Consider the following 14,930-nt stretch of genomic DNA (forward strand, 5'->3'; position numbering starts at 1 on the left):
CCGCTGGTTCCACCAACGCGCACGGCTAAGCAGGGACTACACCCTGGTCAGCTAGCAATTGGCGGCTGCCGTACTAGCGCCTCGCCATGCAGCCTTGAACGGGTAATCGGGATGGCGGATTTTTGGAGCCGGCGGCGAATGACGTTTTCGGTCTGGCGCGTTGGTTGCGCCAGCGGATGTAGTCGCCGATGGCGGCGTCCTGCTCGGCGTGGCTGCGGTGGTCGGTGCCGTTGAGGGCGAAGTAGCGCACGGCGGCGAACTCGGCCTCGATCCAGTTCAGCCAGGACGCGTACGTCGGCAGGAACACCAGGTCGACCTGGTTGGCGGCGCACCAGGTGCGGACCTCGGGGTGCTTGTGCGGGGAGAAGTTGTCGCAGATCAGATACATCTGCTGGTCGGGCCAGCGGCTGCGCAGGGTCTTGAGGAAGCAGGAGAACGGCTGGCCGAGGAAGCGGGGGTCGCACCGGGCGATGACGCAGATCCAGTCGCGGGTCCGCTCATCAATCCGTCTTCGGTGCGCCCCCGCTCCATTTTGTGGACAGCGCGTCGAACCCCCGCTCGTTGAACGCGTGAATCACGTCCCGCACATAGTCCTCGCTAACCTTGAGCAGGTGAGCGATGTCTGGCGCCGGCTGCCCCTGAGCCGACATCAGCACCACGATCGCCCTACGAAGCTTCACCGGATCCTTCGCGGTCCGAGTGATCCGCTACAACCGCTGCCCCTCGGCCATCGACACCTGCCGGACGAACACCTCCGGCCGTCTACCCACCGGCCACCACCTCCCACCACAAGTGCTGGGAGACAGCCTGCCCGATAGACCCTCAGAACCGGCGGATTACACGATCAACGTTCAAAGACGAGGCACTAGTACTCCAACGTCACTTGGCCTGTCTGCGCTGGTAGTGGGATCGTCGGGCGCGGGCTTGGGATGTTCGTCGCCAGGTCGACCAGTGCAGGGTGTGTTCTGGTGGGAGCGTCGCGGTGAGGACGAAGGCGTTGAGGAGTCGGCGGATCTCGGCGACGGTCAGCGCGATGATTTCCAGTTCGGCGTCGGGTTGCTGGGCGGTGAGGATGGTCAGGATGGCCAGGGCGAGCATGGCCAGGGTGATGAACCGGTGCCAGCCGGTCCAGCTGCGGACCTGGTAGTGGTCCAAGCCGGCCTGGCCTTTGCCGGTCTGGAACAGCTCCTCGATGCTCCAGCGGGAGCCGGCCACCCTTACGAGGGTGTGCAGCGGGACCGGTCTGGGTGACCAGCACAGGTAGAAGGCCAGTTCGCCGGTGGTGCGGTTGCGGCGGATGAGCAGCCACCGGTGTTCGTCCGGCTGGGTGGCGGTGGTGATCCAGGCCCACAGGTAGTCGCGGGGTCCTTTCGCTCCCGGTCCGCAGCTGTGCGGTTGCCACTCGGTGGTGGGGATCCGGTCGGCGAGGTCGTCGACGCGGATGAGGGTGCGGCCGTCGTTGACCGCCACGCGTCGGTCGCAGCCGACGGCCAGGGCGTAGCCGATCCCGCGGTGTTCGAGGTCGGCGCGTAGGCCGGGGTCGGCGCCGTAGACCTCGTCGCCGGTCACCCACCCGAACGGGACACCGGCATCCAGAGCGGCGGTGATCATCTGCCGGGCGAGGGCAGGCTTCGTGGCGAACCCGACCTGGTCGGGGACGCCGGCGGCGGTGAGGCGGTCGGGCTGCTGACACCAGGTCGTCTCGGGTAGGTAGAGCCTGCGGTCGATCAGCGCCCGCCCGTGCGGGGTGACGTATGCCAGGAACACCCCGACCTGGCTGTTCTCGATCCTGCCGGCGGTGCCGGTGTACTGGCGTTGGTGCGCCGCGAGGCGCTCTGTTGTATTCCCAGCTCAGCTGGGAGGAACTTGGAGGGAGGTTCTTGGGTCTGATGGCTTACCCGGAGCTGAAAGGCGATGGGGACAAGAGCATGCCAGGAAACCGGCGGTCATGGTCAGGCGTCTGACGTGATGCGTCGTGGGACCCGCGCGATATGGCGAAGGCTGGATTGCTTGAAACCCAATCTCCAGACGATGAAAAGTACCATCCGCCGGAAATGACGCCTGGAACCGGCGCCGCGTCCTGCTCCGGCTTTACAGCGTGGTCGGGGCAACCTCCGGGGCGCAGGGCGATGCCCAGCGAGGGCATTCAAGGAGATGAGTGGGTCGCCTACGTCGTGCTGTCACGTGCAACAGAGACGAACGCGGGATCGCCTACGGGGCGCGAGCCCTACGGCGACGGAGCGCTCGTAGTAGTCGCCGGGGTCGCGTCCGGCCGAGGAGGACGGGAAAGCCGTCTGCAGGGCGAAGGAGCGCAGGTGATCGGACACCACAGGAATCGGGAGGTATGCGAAATGCAGAGCGCCGAAACGGTGCTGGGTGTCCTGCGTGAACGCGGTAGGCGTGGCCTGCCGTTGGATGAGTTGTATCGGCAGTTGTTCAATCCGCAGTTGTATCTTCTGGCTTTCGGACGCATCTACGCCAACCAGGGCGCGATGACACCGGGGGCCAGCGCGGAGACCGTGGACGGCATGTCGCTGGGCAAGATCGGTCGCATCATCGACGCGATGCGTCAGGAGCGCTACCGGTTCAGTCCGGTGAAGCGGGCGTGGATCCCGAAGAAGAACGGGAAACGGCGACCGCTTGGCCTGCCCACCTGGTCGGACAAACTCGTCGGCGAGGTGATGCGCCTGCTGTTGGAGGCGTACTACGAGCCACGGTTTTCCACCCGGTCCCACGGGTTCCGTCCCGGCCGGGGCTGCTACACCGCGCTACGCGAGGTGGCGACCACCTGGACGGCGACGGCCTGGTTCATCGAGGGTGACATCTCCGACTGCTTCGGCACGCTGGACCACGAGGTCATGCTGTCGACGCTGGCGGAGTGCATCCACGACAACCGGTTTCTGCGGCTGGTGCGCAACATGCTCACAGCCGGATACCTGGAGGACTGGGTCTGGAACGCCACGCTCAGCGGGGCTCCGCAGGGTGGGGTCGTTTCCCCGATCCTGTCGAACATCTACCTGCACCGGTTGGACACGTTCGTCGAGAACGTTCTCATCCCCGAGTACACCCGAGGCGAACGCAGGGCGAAGAACCGTGCGTACTGCCGGGTGCAAGACGCGGCCGCACGTGCCCGTGTCCGTGGTGACCGCACCACGGCCCGGAAACTGCGCCAGCAGTTGCACAGTCTGCCCAGCCGGGACCCGAACGATCCCGGCTACCGGCGGCTGCGCTACGTGCGCTACGCCGATGACACCCTGCTCGGGTTCGTCGGACCACGAGCCGAAGCCGAGGACATCAAACGGCGTCTCGCTCAGTTCCTGCGCGACGATCTCAAGCTGGAACTGTCCGAGGACAAAACGCTGATCACGCACGCCCGCACAGGCGCGGCGAGATTCCTCGGCTATGAGATCACCGTCCAGCACGGCGACCACATGCACCATCGTGGAAACCGGACGGTCAACGGCACGATCGGGTTACGCGTGCCGAAGACGGTGATCAAGGCCAAGTGCGCCAGGTACTTGCAGCGCGGCGAACCCGCGCATCGGACCCGGCTGGTCAACCACGATGACCACACCATCATCGCGACCTACGGAGCCGAGTACCGAGGCATCGTCCAGTACTACCTGCCCGCCGGAGATGTCTGGCGACTGAGCCGGCTGCGCTGGGTCATGGAGACCTCCATGCTCAAGACGCTGGCCCTCAAGCACCGCTCAGCGGTGTCGAAGATGGCCCGGAAATACCGGGCGTCCATCGACACCCAGCACGGCAAACGGCGGTGTTTCGAGGCCCGCGTCGAGCGTGAGGGCAGGGCACCACTGGTCGCCCGGTTCGGCGGCATACCACTCAAACGGCAGAAGACCGCGGTCCCCATCGACCGCAGTCCTGTCCCGGCCGTCGCCCGCAAGGAGTTGATCAACCGGCTCCTCGCAGGCAGGTGCGAGGTCTGCGACGGCACGGTGGACGTCCAGGTCCATCACGTCCGCAAACTCGCCGACCTCAACCAGGCCGGGCAGTCACGCAAGAACACCTGGACGAAGATCATGGTCAAGCGGCGACGCAAGACGCTCATCGTCTGCGCCGACTGCCACCACCAGATCCACTCCGGGAACAGCGCCTCACTCACGCAGTAGTCACCGGAGAGCCGGATGCTCGGAAACGGGCCCGTCCGGTTCGGGAGGAGGGCGTTGGAAAAGGACCCGCCCCGGCAGGCACCTCGTCAACGCCCCACCTCACCACCCCAACCGAATGCGTGCCCTTCTTCAGGTCCCCGGTCTCGTCAACGACCAGCACCGCGTCCGAGTCACCGAACCGGGCCACGACCACGTCGCGCAGATCGTCGCGGACGGCGTCGGCGTCCCACACCGCCGTACGCAGCAACCGCTGCATCGCCTGCGGATCAGCGTGACCCGCCCACTCTGCCAGGGACCAGCAGGTCTTGCGTTCCACGCTCGACAGCAGCCCTTCCACGAACTGCCCGGCGCTCCGGCGCGGCTCTGCCCGCACGAACCGGCCAGCGACACGCGTCACCGCCTCGTCCAGGATGACCCGCCACCCGGCGGGGTCTACGCTGTGGCACGCGGCCACCGCACGATCTTCGGTTGTCCTCACAAACCATCGATGATCAACGCGGTGGCCGCCCTCATGCCCACGCCACGCCCAACACCGAAACCAACTGACGTTGGAGTACTAGGCGCCGACCCGGCGCAGCAGGCCCTCCTGCACCACACTGGCGATGTGCCTGCCGTCGACGGTGAACATGCGGCCGGTGGCCAGCCCGCGCGCCCCGGAGGCCGACGGGCTCCAGCAGTCGTAGAGGAACCATTCGTCGGCCCGGAACGGCCGGTGGAACCACAGGGCGTGGTCCAGGCTCGCGCCCACCACCCCGCCCGGCCCCCACACCTCGCCGTGCACCGAGAGCACCGAGTCGAGCAGGGTCAGATCGGAGGCGTACGCCAGGGCACAGGCGTGCAGCAGCGGGTCGTCGGGCAGCTTGCCGTCGATGCGCATCCACACCCGCTGGTGCGGGTCGGCCGGCCGGTCGCCGGGGCGTACCCACCCGGGCTCGCCGACGTAGCGCACGTCGATCGGTCGGGGGATCTGCCCCCAGATGCCCAGCCGCTCCGGGTACCGGGAGAGCCGGTCGGCCATGGTCGGCACCGACTCCGGCCCCGGCACGTCGGGTGGGAGGGGGGCGTGGTGGTCCAGCCCCTCCTCCTGCCGCTGGAACGAGGCGGACATGAAGAAGATCGTCTTGCCGTGTTGGCGGGCGACCGAGCGACGCACCGAGAACGAGCGGCCGTCGCGGATGTTCTCCACCTCGTAGTCGATCGGCTCGCTCGGGTCGCCGGCCCGCACGAAGTAGCCGTGCAGGGAGTGCACCACGCGCTCCGGGCTGACGGTGCGTCCGGCGGCGACCAGCGCCTGGCCGGCGACCTGACCGCCGTACACCCGTTGCGGCCCGACCGGCGGGCTCATCCCCTGGAACGACATGTCCCCGGTCGGTGCGAGGTCCAGGACCTCCAGCAACTGGTCTACGGCGGCCTGACCGACGAGCGAGCCACCGGTCATTGCAGGGCCCGTGCCGACGCGGCGTCGACCAGCGATCCGAGCTGGTGCACCCGCAGGGTGTTGGTGGAGCCGGGGGTGCCGGGCGGGCTGCCCGCCACGATCACCACGAGGTCGCCGGGGTTGCCCCGGTTCAGCCCGAGCAGCGCCTGGTCGACCTGGCGGAACATGTCGTCGGTGTGCTGCACGAACGGCATCAGGAAGGTCTCCACCCCCCAGGAGAGGGCGAGCTGCGCACGCACCTCGGGCACCGGGGTGAAGGCCAGCAGCGGCAGGTCACAGTGCAGTCGGCTGAGCCGGCGCACGGTGTCACCGGTCTGCGAGAACGCGACCAGCGCCGTCGCGCCGATGGCCCGCGCGATCGAGGAGGCGGCCACGGTGAGCGCGCCGCCGTGCGTACGCGGGTCGTGCTGCAGGCGCGGCACCCGGATGGACCCGGCCTCGGTGGTGGTGACGATCTTGGACATGGTGCTGACGGTGAGCACCGGGTACTTCCCGACGCTGGTCTCCCCGGAGAGCATCACGGCGTCGGCGCCGTCGAGCACCGCGTTGGCGACGTCGGACGCCTCGGCGCGGGTCGGCCGCGAGTTCTCGATCATCGAGTCGAGCATCTGGGTGGCCACGATGACCGGCTTGGCGTTCTCCCGGCACAGCTGCACCGCGCGCTTCTGCACCAGCGGCACCTCGTCGAGCGGCAGCTCCACGCCCAGGTCACCACGGGCCACCATGACACCGTCGAAGGCCAGCACGATCGCTTCGAGGTGGTCGACCGCCTCCGGCTTCTCGACCTTGGCCAGCACCGGGCGGTGCACGCCGACCTCGCTCATGATCGCGTGGCAGAGCTTGATGTCGTCGGCGGAGCGGACGAACGACAGCGCGACCAGGTCGACACCGAGACCGAGCGCGAAGCGCAGGTCGGCGGCGTCCTTCTCGGACAGGGCCGGCACGCTGACCGCCACGTTGGGCAGCGAGACACCCTTGTTGTTGCTGACCGGTCCACCCTCGGTGACCAGCACCCGGATGTCGTTGCCGGTGACGTCGGTGACCTCGACGGCGACCCGGCCGTCGTCGATCAGCAGCCGGTCGCCGGGCTTGACCTCCTGCGGAAGCTTGCGGTAGGTGCAGGAGACCCGCTCCTTGGTGCCCAGGATGTCGTCACCGGTGATCACCACCGAGTCGCCGGTACGCCACTCGTGTGGCCCGTCGGCGAACCGACCCAACCGGATCTTCGGCCCCTGGAGGTCGGCCAGGATCGCCACCGGCTGACCCGCCGCCTCGGCCGCCTCCCGGACGAGCCGGTAGACCGCCTCGTGGTCGGCGTGGCTACCGTGACTGAAGTTGAGCCTCGCCACGTTCATACCGGCTTCGACGAGCCCGCGGATACGCTCGGGCGACGAGGTGGCGGGGCCAAGAGTGCAGACGATCTTCGCGCGGCGTGTCACGCCCATCAGGCTAGTCTCTCCTCCAGGTCGGACCACCGGCCGACCCCTTGCGCTATGCGGAACAGTCGTCCAACGGCGCGGCTCACGCGCGCAGCCGGCGAGCGTGGACGCTCCGGACGTCGATGGCGGGCAACGGCGACCGCGCGCCGGAATGGTACGCCCCTGACGCCAGTGCGTGTCGGGGCGCTCCGGTTCGACCACTGTCGGTGAGTGTCCGATGACATGGTGGGCCAGCCGCCGGACCGCTCAGCTCTCCGTCTTGACCAGCGGAAACTCCAGCGAGCCCGCCGGGCAGAGGAAGGTCATCACGTCCACCCGGTAGAGGCCGGCCTGCACCGCCGGGTCCGCCTCCATCACGCTGCGCACGTCGTCGACCGAACCGGTGCGGGCCAGTCCGAAGCCGAGCGGCGGGTCCGGCACCCGGGCGGTGCCGTCCACCGCACCGGCCACCAGGATGATCCCCCGGCGCTGCAACGCCTGCATGTGTGCGGCGTGCTCGGCCTGCAACCGCTGGATGGTCTCGGCCGGCAGCGCCCGCCCGGCGGCCCCCGGATACAGCACGATGCATTCGTACGTGTCGAGCGCGAAGTCGACCTGCGGCTCTTTCGACATGACCACCCTCTCCGCCGCCCGCCGACGCCTGGCGGTGCGTGCGGCGGTACCGTCCAGCCTCCCACGGACCGCCCGGTCGCACGGGCGCTCCGCCGATCCCGTCGCCGCCGTACCGGGCGCGGTGCGCCGGGTGACCGCCGGGCGGTCGGCCGCTACCGTGTGGTCGATGCGTAGGGCCGACGGCGGGGGGTGCATCGGTGCAGGGTCGCGAACCGGCGGGCGAGCCACTGCCGTACGCGGAGGTCACCGACGAGGCACTGTCCCGCTCAGAGGTAACAGGTGGGCCTCCGGAGCACCAGCACCAAGCCGACTGGGCGGCTCGGAGCTGACGCGGGGCCGACCGCCCGACGGGGCAGGCAGCGACGTCGGGACGTCGCTGCCTGCCGACCGATGGTCGGGTGGGTCACAGGGCGAGACAGTTCGGCTGGATCGCGGCGTCGCGCAGGGCCTGCCGGATGACGGTGTAGGTGGTGCCGTCGATGACCAGGCCGAGGTGGCCGACCACGCGCAGCGGGCACCGGGACTGGATCAGGACGTTGGTCGCCCCGTCGGCCAGCATCGCGTTGTCGACCGGTCGGACCAGTTCGTCCTGCCAGGTCCGCACCGTGGTCCAGCGCACCGCCCCGGGGGTGTCGTCGCCCGCGTTGAGGGCGGTGAGGAACGACGAGCCGATGGTCATCTGCTGGCAGGCGACCACTCCGGCACAGCTGCCCAGACCGAGGAACGTCGCGATGTTGGCGACGTACGTGCCGTACTGCGGGGTGCCCAGGCTGACGTAGCGGTCGACCGTACCGCCGCCACCGAGGTTCTTGATGTAGTAGCGGCTGACCAGGCCACCTTCGGAGTGTGCGACCAGGTCGACCTTGGCGGCCCCGGTGGCGGAGCGGACCTGTTCGACGTACCCGCGCAGCCCGGCGGCGGAGGCGGCGATGTCGCCGAGCCCGAGATGGGGCAGTTGGTAGATCGAGGCCCGGTAGCCGTCGGCGCGCAGCCGGGCGGCGAGCGGTTCGTAGAGGGCGGCGATGCTGCTGAGCCCACCGACCACGATGACCGGGTTGGCCGCGGCCGACGCGCGCAGGCCGTCATCGGTGGCGGTGACGTCGACGGTCCCGCCGGGACCGGCGGGCTGGGTGGGTGCGGCCCCGGCGGCAGCCGGGGCCGACAGGACGGCGGCGAGGGTGAGAGCCAGGACGGGGACAGCCTTTCGGAGCAGCATCGCTGCACCTCCCAAGGGGGATCCCGGGGTTGCCGGGTGGAGGCGGTGGGGTGTCCGATCGACCGTGCACTAGATAATGCGGGCCACGATCTAGAAACGTCAATGAAAAGTTACGCGCGGGTAGCAGACATTTGGCGAGGGCGTGAATGACGGCCACTTGGCCGGACGTCGCCGCCGCGGCCGTCCACGAACGAGGAACGCCGCACACACCGGGACGGTGCGTGCGGCGTCGGGCTCGGCGCGGCTCAGCCGGCCAGCGTCACCTCCGGCTCAGCCGGCCGGGGTCACCTCCGGCTCGGACTCCGTGTCGGGACGGGACGACCCGTCCTTCACGTACGTCGGACGCAGCTGCACCGGCTGGCGCTCCTGCTGGCGGCGCTGCCGCGCGCGGACCCGCAGGTTGAGAACCTCCACGAAGATGGAGAACGCGATCGGGCCGTACACGTAGCCCTTCGGAATGTGCTGGTCGAAGCTCTCCGCGATCAGGCTCGCCCCGATGAGCAGCAGGAACGACAGCGCCAACATCTTGACCGTCGGGTGCTGGTTGACGAACCTGCTGACCGCACCGGCCGACACCAACATGATGATCATCGCGATGATCACGGCGGCGACCATGATGGCGAGTTCGTCGACCATGCCGACCGCGGTGATCACGGAGTCGAGCGAGAAGACCACGTCCAGCACCAGGATCTGCGCGATGACCGCGCCGAAGGAGATCACCTTGCCGCCCTCGCGGGCGTGGTCGGGGCCCTCCAGATGCTCGTGTATCTCGTATGTCGCCTTACCCACCAGGAAGATCCCGCCGAGCAACAGGATCAGATCGCGACCGGATATCTCCTGCCCCAGCACGGTGAACAGCGGTGCGGTCAGGCCGATGATCCAGGACAACGACGCCAGCAGCATCAGACGGGTGATCAGGGCGAGTGAGATGCCGATCGTCCGGGCCCGGGCCTGCTGGTGCTCGGGCAGCCGACCGGACAGGATCGAGATGAACACGACGTTGTCGATGCCCAACACGATCTCGAGCAGGAGCAGGGTCGCGAAGGCGATCCACAGCTCGGGACTGGTCAAGAACTCCATGCCATCCTCGACTCTCACGACCTGCCGCCGGGTCGACACCCGGGCCATCGACTGATCCGCATCATGATGACCCACCACGTCACCCTCGGTGTGACGGGCCCGCCCGCACCATAGGATGCTGTGCTCCTGAACAGCGACGAGGGAGGCTCATGTCCACGGCGAAGCGCGCCCCACTGTTCTCAGTCGACGTCGGCATGCTCATGTCCACCCTGCTCATCCTCGTCGGTTACCTGATGCCCTGGTTCCGCAAGGGCCGCCGCTACCAGTGGTCCTTCTCCGGCTGGGAGTACGCGTCACTGAGCAGCGGTGGCGGCTGGACGCTGCTCACCTTCGCGTGGCTGCTGCTGGCCGCCTTGGCCGCGCTGTGGGCCCAAACCTCGGTGGCGGCGGCGATGGCCGCGATGGTGGCCGCCATCGGCACCCTGGTCACCGCGTTGGCGGTGGTCGCGGCGAGCTTCGCCATGATCGGCGAGCGGAGCGCGCTGGACTACGTGGCGGAGCTGCCGTTCGAGGCCGGAATCCCGCTCATGGCCGTCGGCCTCGGGCTGCTCATGGCCACCTCCTGCCGAGCGATCGTCCGGTGTCACCTGCTGGACGTCACCCAACAGCAACGCGAGACGCCGACGTCGTGACCGTCCGCGCCGATCGGGCGGTCAGGAGGTGGCGGAGAGGCGGGTGACGAAGGCCCGCCAGGCGGCCGGAGAGAAGGCCAGCGCCGGGCCGGTCGGATCCTTCGAATCGCGTACGCCGATGACCCCCGGCAGGTTGTCGGCGACCTCGACACAGGCGCCACCGTTGGAGCTGCTGCGAGTGCTCTTGCGCCAGTGGGCGCCGGTCAGGTCAGCCATGCTCGCGCTCTCAGGAAGTCGATGGACTGGTCACGCGGAAGCGCCACCGACCTCACGGTATCCCACACCGCCCAGAGTGGAGCAACCTCGTTCGTGACCCGGCCCTGCGCCTGGTCATCGAGGTAGCCGACGTCCTCGCCGTCCCCGGTCGTGGCGATCACGAACGGCCCGGCCTGACCCGGGTGCAGCCCGGCGGCCAGTGGCAGCACGTGCACCATGAGGTTCGGCCGCCGTGCCATCTCGATCAGGTGGTCGAGCTGCGGCCCCATGATCTCCGGCGCGCCTCGGCGCAGCGCGGCCTCGTCGATCACGAAGACCGCAAGGGGCGGCCGGGCCCGCTCGAAGACCGCCACCTGCCGCTCCAGCCGGATGGCGACATGCCTCTCGGCGTCGGCGACCAGCGGACCGCAGGCCAGCACCGCACGCGCGTACGCCTCGGTCTGTAGCAGGCCCGGGATCACTGCTGATTCGTACCACCGCAGTCCGACGGCCTCCCGCTCCAGCTGGGTCCAGGGCAGGAACCAGGCGGGCTCACGCCGTCGATGCGCGCCCGGCCAGAGATCCTCCATGTCCCGGCCCAGCAGCTCCGCGACCCGGGCGCGGTGCCGGGTCTGCGGCACCCGATCCTGGCTCACCCACCTCGCGACAGTCTTCGGATCCACCCCTACCTGCGCCGCGAGGGTGTCGGCCGTCTGTCCTGCCTCCACCATCGCAATCTGAACAGCCCGGTTCATCCCTCTCCCAATGGCGATCGTCCAGAATGTCTGACCTACAAACTCCTACGCGGTGTTACTGGTTCGCAACCCTCGGCACAGTACTTCTCAGTCGGTGAGCGCGAGTCGCGATCCCCCCTTTCGCTCGCTCCGCTTGCCGCCGGGCCGCCCTGGCGGGCGAGCACCTCACAGGGCGGCCCACCTCAACGAAGCCCAGGTGACGAAGGATGCGCTGTGCCCGTACCAAAACCCGTGAACGGCCTCCCGGCATCACGATGGCGCGGTCGTCCTGCTGCGACCCGAGGCGCACGCGAGGACGGCACCCCTCGGATCACCCCCGGGGTGTACGTGCTCACCCGCGACGCCTCGCCGCAGTTCGGCAGGCCGATCACGGTACGGGTGATCCGGGAACGCACGGACCTGATCACCTACGACGGCTGGGCCTGGGTCGAGGTCTACCAACTCGACGCCCGAGGCGACGCCATCGACCACCGCGAACTCTACGTCCGGCCCGCCGGGATGCGCCCCGTACCACCGCCGGAGGCCACCCGCCGTAACCCGGCACCCTCGGCCGAACGCCACCGCCCGAAGACGGCCGCACCCCGTACCTCATCGCGACACCACCCGGCCCGGGTCGACCGGTGAACGTGACCGCCCGCGAGCACGTACCGTCCCGCCCGACGTGGCGCTGCCGGGCGTGCGGCATCGCCTGGCCCTGCTCCCCGGCGAAGCTGCGCCTACTCGCGGAATACCGGGACAACATCCCGGGGCTCATGGTCTACCTGGTGACCCTGCGCGAGGAGGCCATCGAACAACTCGCCCGCCTGCACCCCGGCACTCGCCTGCCGGACCTGCACCGACGCTTCACCGACTGGGTTCCGGTCCGATCCCGCTGAAGCCACCCGCCCCGGGCCGCCGGTAATTCCCCCTGCCGCGCCCGGGGCGGGTCCAGCGCACCTTCCGGCCAACGGCGTGCCGACAGACTCCTTCGACGGAGGGCTTGACCGGCTTCCTCGTGGTTTACTCGCAAGGATGGGCTTGTAGCCGCCTAACGTGTAGAGGCATACCGCCAATGCTGCTGAGTTTCCGCTTCGCCAATCATCGTTCGTTCCGCGACGAACATCAACTCAACCTCACGCCCGTCTACGGCGATGGCACCGAGGCGGGCGAGCCGGCCCCGCAGGCGGTACAGGTCGTCGGCATCTTCGGAGCCAACGCCTCCGGCAAGTCCAACTGTCTGGGCGCCCTAGGGTTCATGCGACAGATGGTCGTGGAATCAGACCGGGCGGTCGAGCCCGGGGTGGGGCTCTCCCGAGAGCCGTTCCGGTTGGATCCCGATATCGCCAGGCAGCCGTCGCGCTACGTCGTGGACCTCATGCTCGGCGGAGTACGGCATACCTACGGATTCACCATCGACGACGATCGGGTGCTCGACGAATGGCTCTACCACTACCCACTGGGTCGTAGGCGTCGCATCTTCGAACGGGAGGGAGACGAGTTCGCCTGGGGCGAGGAGTCGGGTCGGCGGCCCTTGGAGCAGATCGCCGAGATCACCGCCCCGACCGCTCTCTTCCTCAGCACCGTCGCCCGTTTCGGCCACAGCCGCCCGGAGTTGGATCCGGCGGACCCACAACCGCTGCACGACACCTATCGATGGTTCTACCTGATGAGCCAGCGTACGGATCCCGTCTCCGGACTGGCCGCCCTGACGCGTGCCGGCGGTTCGGACGCCGAGCAGGTGCGGCGACTCGTGGTCGACCTCTTGCAGGCCGCCGACGTGGGCATCGTCGACATCGTCGTCCACGCCGACCCGCACCCCGAGGAGCAATCCGCACCGGGCACGCTCAGGCAACGGCTGAAGGCTGCGGTTGCCTCGATGCGTCCTCCCCGGATCCACTTCGCACATCGAGGCCACACCGGCACCGCGCTACTCGACCTTCAGGACCAGTCGAGCGGCACCCGACAAGTGCTCACCCTGGGGCTGCACACCGCCGCGATGCTCCGCAGTGGCGCCACCATGTTGATCGACGAGATCGACGCCAGCCTGCACCCGATCCTGACCGCCAAACTCATCAGCCTGTTCCGCAACCCGAGAGTCAACCCCTTGGGCAGTCAACTCATCTTCACCAGCCACGACGCCGCACTCCTCGGCACCATCGACGCCGAGGAGATCCTGCGCCGCGACGAGATCTGGTTCGTGGAGAAGGACGACCAGGGGGCGTCCTCGCTCTACCCGCTGACCGACTTCAAACCCCGCAAGGAGGGCGAGAACCGCCAGCGCCGCTACCTCAACGGCAACTACGGCGCGGTGCCAGACCTGTCCAACCACCTGTTCGAGCAGGCACTCGCCACTCGCGGAGACATGGATGACGCCCCGACGTCCTGAACAACCGAGAACCCGCACATCCGGCACCGGCCGACGGGAAACCGACCTGCGCAGACGGCCAGCCACCCGGGAACAGCGGCGAACCGTGTTGATCGCCACGAACGGTGAATCCACCGAACCGCCTACTTCGACGCGTTGAAGAGGGAGCCGTGGATCAGCGCCAGAGTGGCGGTCGCCGTCGAACGCGGCTCCCCCATCGAACTGGTACGCGGCGCCCACCGCCGACAGCGGGACAACGACTACGACGAGGCATGGGCCGTGTGCGACGTCGACCACTACCTGCCCGAGGCGGCCTCGGCTGAGGCACAGCGTTCGGGGGTACGGCTAGCCTGGTCCAACCCGTGCTTCGAGGTGTGGCTGCTGCTCCACCTGTGCCACCACGCCGGCTATGTCGAGGACGCCAAGAAGGCCCGGGATCTGCTCCGAAAGTACCTTCCCCACTGGGACAAGACCCTGCTCGACTTCGACAACTTCCGCAGCGGCGTCACCGACGCGTGCCAGCGGGCAGCGCGACTCGAACCGCCGCCCGCCGGTAATCCCTCCACCTCGGTCGGGGAACTTGTCGCCGCCCTACAGCGGTGAGGTGGACGCCCGAACCAGCGGGAGGCAATGTCACACGGTCGTACGCGGCGTGTCAGGCCGAATCTGCTGCCGCCTGGATCGAGAGGGCGGTGGGCAGGAGCGAGTCGCCGAAGTCCGGGGTGGTCAACACGTTGACCGCGACGCCGGGTTCGACCAGCCAGAACGCCTGAACGTCATCGGTCAGACCGGGGCTGTCGCCGTGCTGGAACTCGGTGAGTTGCCACTGTGCCGGATCCTGCTCGTGGTATTCGGCGAGGAAGGCGTGCAGCGCGTCGAGGTCGATCAGCCGGTCTCCGCGCAGCACGTGCACCCGTAGGTCCACCTGGTACCCGTCGGGCGTCTGCCGCTCCCAGAAGCGGCTGGTGAAGCGTACGTCATCCCACTCGTTGTCGAAGTCGGACACCTCGTCGCCGACGCCGACCGGCACCTGCCCGATGTGGAAGCCGTCGAGCGTGCCGCCGGCACGCGTCTCGTCGCTCATCTGCC

The 14,930-nt window shown here is 68.6% G+C and carries 17 protein-coding genes and 1 pseudogene; 6 read left to right on the top strand and 12 right to left on the bottom strand.

All coding sequences use genetic code 11. From position 1 onward, the window contains the following. Positions 1–73: 73 nt before the first annotated feature. The 3 genes from FF096_RS26690 to FF096_RS16330 form a co-directional block, all read right to left on the bottom strand. The gene (locus FF096_RS26690; protein ID WP_309223466.1) at positions 74–505 is read right to left on the bottom strand and encodes a transposase; all 432 of its coding nucleotides are present in this window, start codon (positions 503–505) and stop codon (positions 74–76) included. After that, positions 501–680: a helix-turn-helix domain-containing protein gene (locus FF096_RS26695; protein ID WP_309223402.1), complete on the bottom strand. Its 180-nt coding sequence runs from the start codon at positions 678–680 to the stop codon at positions 501–503. Before FF096_RS26695 ends, FF096_RS26690 begins: the two co-directional genes overlap by 5 nt. A gap of 199 nt (positions 681–879) precedes the next feature. Beyond that, positions 880–1,767 carry an IS701 family transposase gene (locus FF096_RS16330; RefSeq protein ID WP_375335351.1) on the bottom strand — a complete coding sequence of 296 codons (888 nt, stop codon included), beginning with the start codon at positions 1,765–1,767 and terminating at the stop codon, positions 880–882. A 584-nt stretch (positions 1,768–2,351) separates the two neighbouring features. Here FF096_RS16330 and FF096_RS16335 point away from each other — a divergent pair. Next, positions 2,352–4,130, top strand: a complete 1,779-nt coding sequence (locus FF096_RS16335) for a reverse transcriptase/maturase family protein (protein WP_196222556.1) — start codon at positions 2,352–2,354, stop codon at positions 4,128–4,130. Positions 4,131–4,227: 97 nt separating this feature from the next. Here the strand turns inward: FF096_RS16335 and FF096_RS16340 are convergent. The 6 genes and pseudogenes from FF096_RS16340 to FF096_RS16365 form a co-directional block, all read right to left on the bottom strand. Further along, positions 4,228–4,527 (bottom strand): annotated as a pseudogene (locus FF096_RS16340) (transposase); the annotation flags it as partial. A 159-nt stretch (positions 4,528–4,686) separates the two neighbouring features. Beyond that, positions 4,687–5,568, bottom strand: coding sequence for an acyl-CoA thioesterase II (locus FF096_RS16345; protein ID WP_155219048.1), 882 nt, complete (start codon positions 5,566–5,568; stop codon positions 4,687–4,689). Next, positions 5,565–7,013, bottom strand: coding sequence for a pyruvate kinase (gene pyk, locus FF096_RS16350; protein WP_155219050.1), 1,449 nt, complete (start codon positions 7,011–7,013; stop codon positions 5,565–5,567). The genes FF096_RS16345 and pyk overlap by 4 nt, the downstream gene beginning before the upstream one ends. A 240-nt stretch (positions 7,014–7,253) precedes the next feature. Continuing rightward, positions 7,254–7,619, bottom strand: coding sequence for a YciI family protein (locus FF096_RS16355; protein ID WP_155219052.1), 366 nt, complete (start codon positions 7,617–7,619; stop codon positions 7,254–7,256). 403 nt (positions 7,620–8,022) lie between these two features. Next, the gene (locus tag FF096_RS16360) at positions 8,023–8,835 is read right to left on the bottom strand and encodes a triacylglycerol lipase (protein ID WP_155219054.1); all 813 of its coding nucleotides are present in this window, start codon (positions 8,833–8,835) and stop codon (positions 8,023–8,025) included. Between the two features lie 270 nt (positions 8,836–9,105). Further along, on the bottom strand, positions 9,106–9,915 hold the full coding sequence (locus FF096_RS16365) for a TerC family protein (protein ID WP_155219056.1): 810 nt from the start codon (positions 9,913–9,915) through the stop codon (positions 9,106–9,108). Positions 9,916–10,064: 149 nt separating this feature from the next. On the opposite strand from FF096_RS16365, the gene FF096_RS16370 reads away from it, so the two are divergent. Continuing rightward, positions 10,065–10,547 carry a hypothetical protein gene (locus FF096_RS16370; RefSeq protein WP_155219058.1) on the top strand — a complete coding sequence of 161 codons (483 nt, stop codon included), beginning with the start codon at positions 10,065–10,067 and terminating at the stop codon, positions 10,545–10,547. Between the two features lie 21 nt (positions 10,548–10,568). Here FF096_RS16370 and FF096_RS16375 read toward each other — a convergent pair whose 3' ends face one another. Beyond that, positions 10,569–10,763: a DUF397 domain-containing protein gene (locus FF096_RS16375; protein ID WP_155219060.1), complete on the bottom strand. Its 195-nt coding sequence runs from the start codon at positions 10,761–10,763 to the stop codon at positions 10,569–10,571. Next, complete coding sequence (locus FF096_RS16380; protein WP_155219062.1) at positions 10,751–11,497, bottom strand: helix-turn-helix transcriptional regulator; 747 nt, start codon at positions 11,495–11,497, stop codon at positions 10,751–10,753. The genes FF096_RS16375 and FF096_RS16380 overlap by 13 nt, the downstream gene beginning before the upstream one ends. 321 nt (positions 11,498–11,818) lie before the next feature. Here FF096_RS16380 and FF096_RS16385 point away from each other — a divergent pair, with 321 nt between their 5' ends. From FF096_RS16385 to FF096_RS16400, 4 genes are all read left to right on the top strand, one after another. Continuing rightward, positions 11,819–12,121: a hypothetical protein gene (locus tag FF096_RS16385; RefSeq protein WP_155219064.1), complete on the top strand. Its 303-nt coding sequence runs from the start codon at positions 11,819–11,821 to the stop codon at positions 12,119–12,121. After that, positions 12,118–12,372, top strand: a complete 255-nt coding sequence (locus FF096_RS16390; protein WP_309223403.1) for a flavin reductase — start codon at positions 12,118–12,120, stop codon at positions 12,370–12,372. The genes FF096_RS16385 and FF096_RS16390 overlap by 4 nt, the downstream gene beginning before the upstream one ends. Before the next feature lie 176 nt (positions 12,373–12,548). Continuing rightward, on the top strand, positions 12,549–13,862 hold the full coding sequence (locus FF096_RS16395; RefSeq protein WP_155219066.1) for an ATP/GTP-binding protein: 1,314 nt from the start codon (positions 12,549–12,551) through the stop codon (positions 13,860–13,862). Between the two features lie 108 nt (positions 13,863–13,970). After that, positions 13,971–14,444: an RloB family protein gene (locus FF096_RS16400; protein ID WP_309223467.1), complete on the top strand. Its 474-nt coding sequence runs from the start codon at positions 13,971–13,973 to the stop codon at positions 14,442–14,444. A gap of 52 nt (positions 14,445–14,496) precedes the next feature. Here FF096_RS16400 and FF096_RS16405 read toward each other — a convergent pair whose 3' ends face one another. After that, the gene (locus FF096_RS16405) at positions 14,497–14,925 is read right to left on the bottom strand and encodes a hypothetical protein (protein ID WP_155219069.1); all 429 of its coding nucleotides are present in this window, start codon (positions 14,923–14,925) and stop codon (positions 14,497–14,499) included. Positions 14,926–14,930: the final 5 nt, after the last annotated feature.

The sequence above is a fragment of the Micromonospora sp. CP22 genome, from assembly GCF_009712475.1.
Taxonomy (GTDB): Bacteria; Actinomycetota; Actinomycetes; order Mycobacteriales; family Micromonosporaceae; genus Micromonospora.

Excerpts from the sequence above, each read along its gene's own strand:
- FF096_RS16335 (WP_196222556.1), top strand. The coding sequence starts at position 2,352 with ATGCAGAGCGCCGAAACGGTGCTGGGTGTCCTGCGTGAACGCGGTAGG.
- FF096_RS16345 (WP_155219048.1), bottom strand. The coding sequence starts at position 5,568 with ATGACCGGTGGCTCGCTCGTCGGTCAGGCCGCCGTAGACCAGTTGCTG.
- pyk (WP_155219050.1), bottom strand. The coding sequence starts at position 7,013 with ATGGGCGTGACACGCCGCGCGAAGATCGTCTGCACTCTTGGCCCCGCC.
- FF096_RS16355 (WP_155219052.1), bottom strand. The coding sequence starts at position 7,619 with ATGTCGAAAGAGCCGCAGGTCGACTTCGCGCTCGACACGTACGAATGC.
- FF096_RS16360 (WP_155219054.1), bottom strand. The coding sequence starts at position 8,835 with ATGCTGCTCCGAAAGGCTGTCCCCGTCCTGGCTCTCACCCTCGCCGCC.
- FF096_RS16365 (WP_155219056.1), bottom strand. The coding sequence starts at position 9,915 with ATGGAGTTCTTGACCAGTCCCGAGCTGTGGATCGCCTTCGCGACCCTG.
- FF096_RS16370 (WP_155219058.1), top strand. The coding sequence starts at position 10,065 with ATGTCCACGGCGAAGCGCGCCCCACTGTTCTCAGTCGACGTCGGCATG.
- FF096_RS16375 (WP_155219060.1), bottom strand. The coding sequence starts at position 10,763 with ATGGCTGACCTGACCGGCGCCCACTGGCGCAAGAGCACTCGCAGCAGC.
- FF096_RS16380 (WP_155219062.1), bottom strand. The coding sequence starts at position 11,497 with ATGAACCGGGCTGTTCAGATTGCGATGGTGGAGGCAGGACAGACGGCC.
- FF096_RS16395 (WP_155219066.1), top strand. The coding sequence starts at position 12,549 with ATGCTGCTGAGTTTCCGCTTCGCCAATCATCGTTCGTTCCGCGACGAA.
- FF096_RS16405 (WP_155219069.1), bottom strand. The coding sequence starts at position 14,925 with ATGAGCGACGAGACGCGTGCCGGCGGCACGCTCGACGGCTTCCACATC.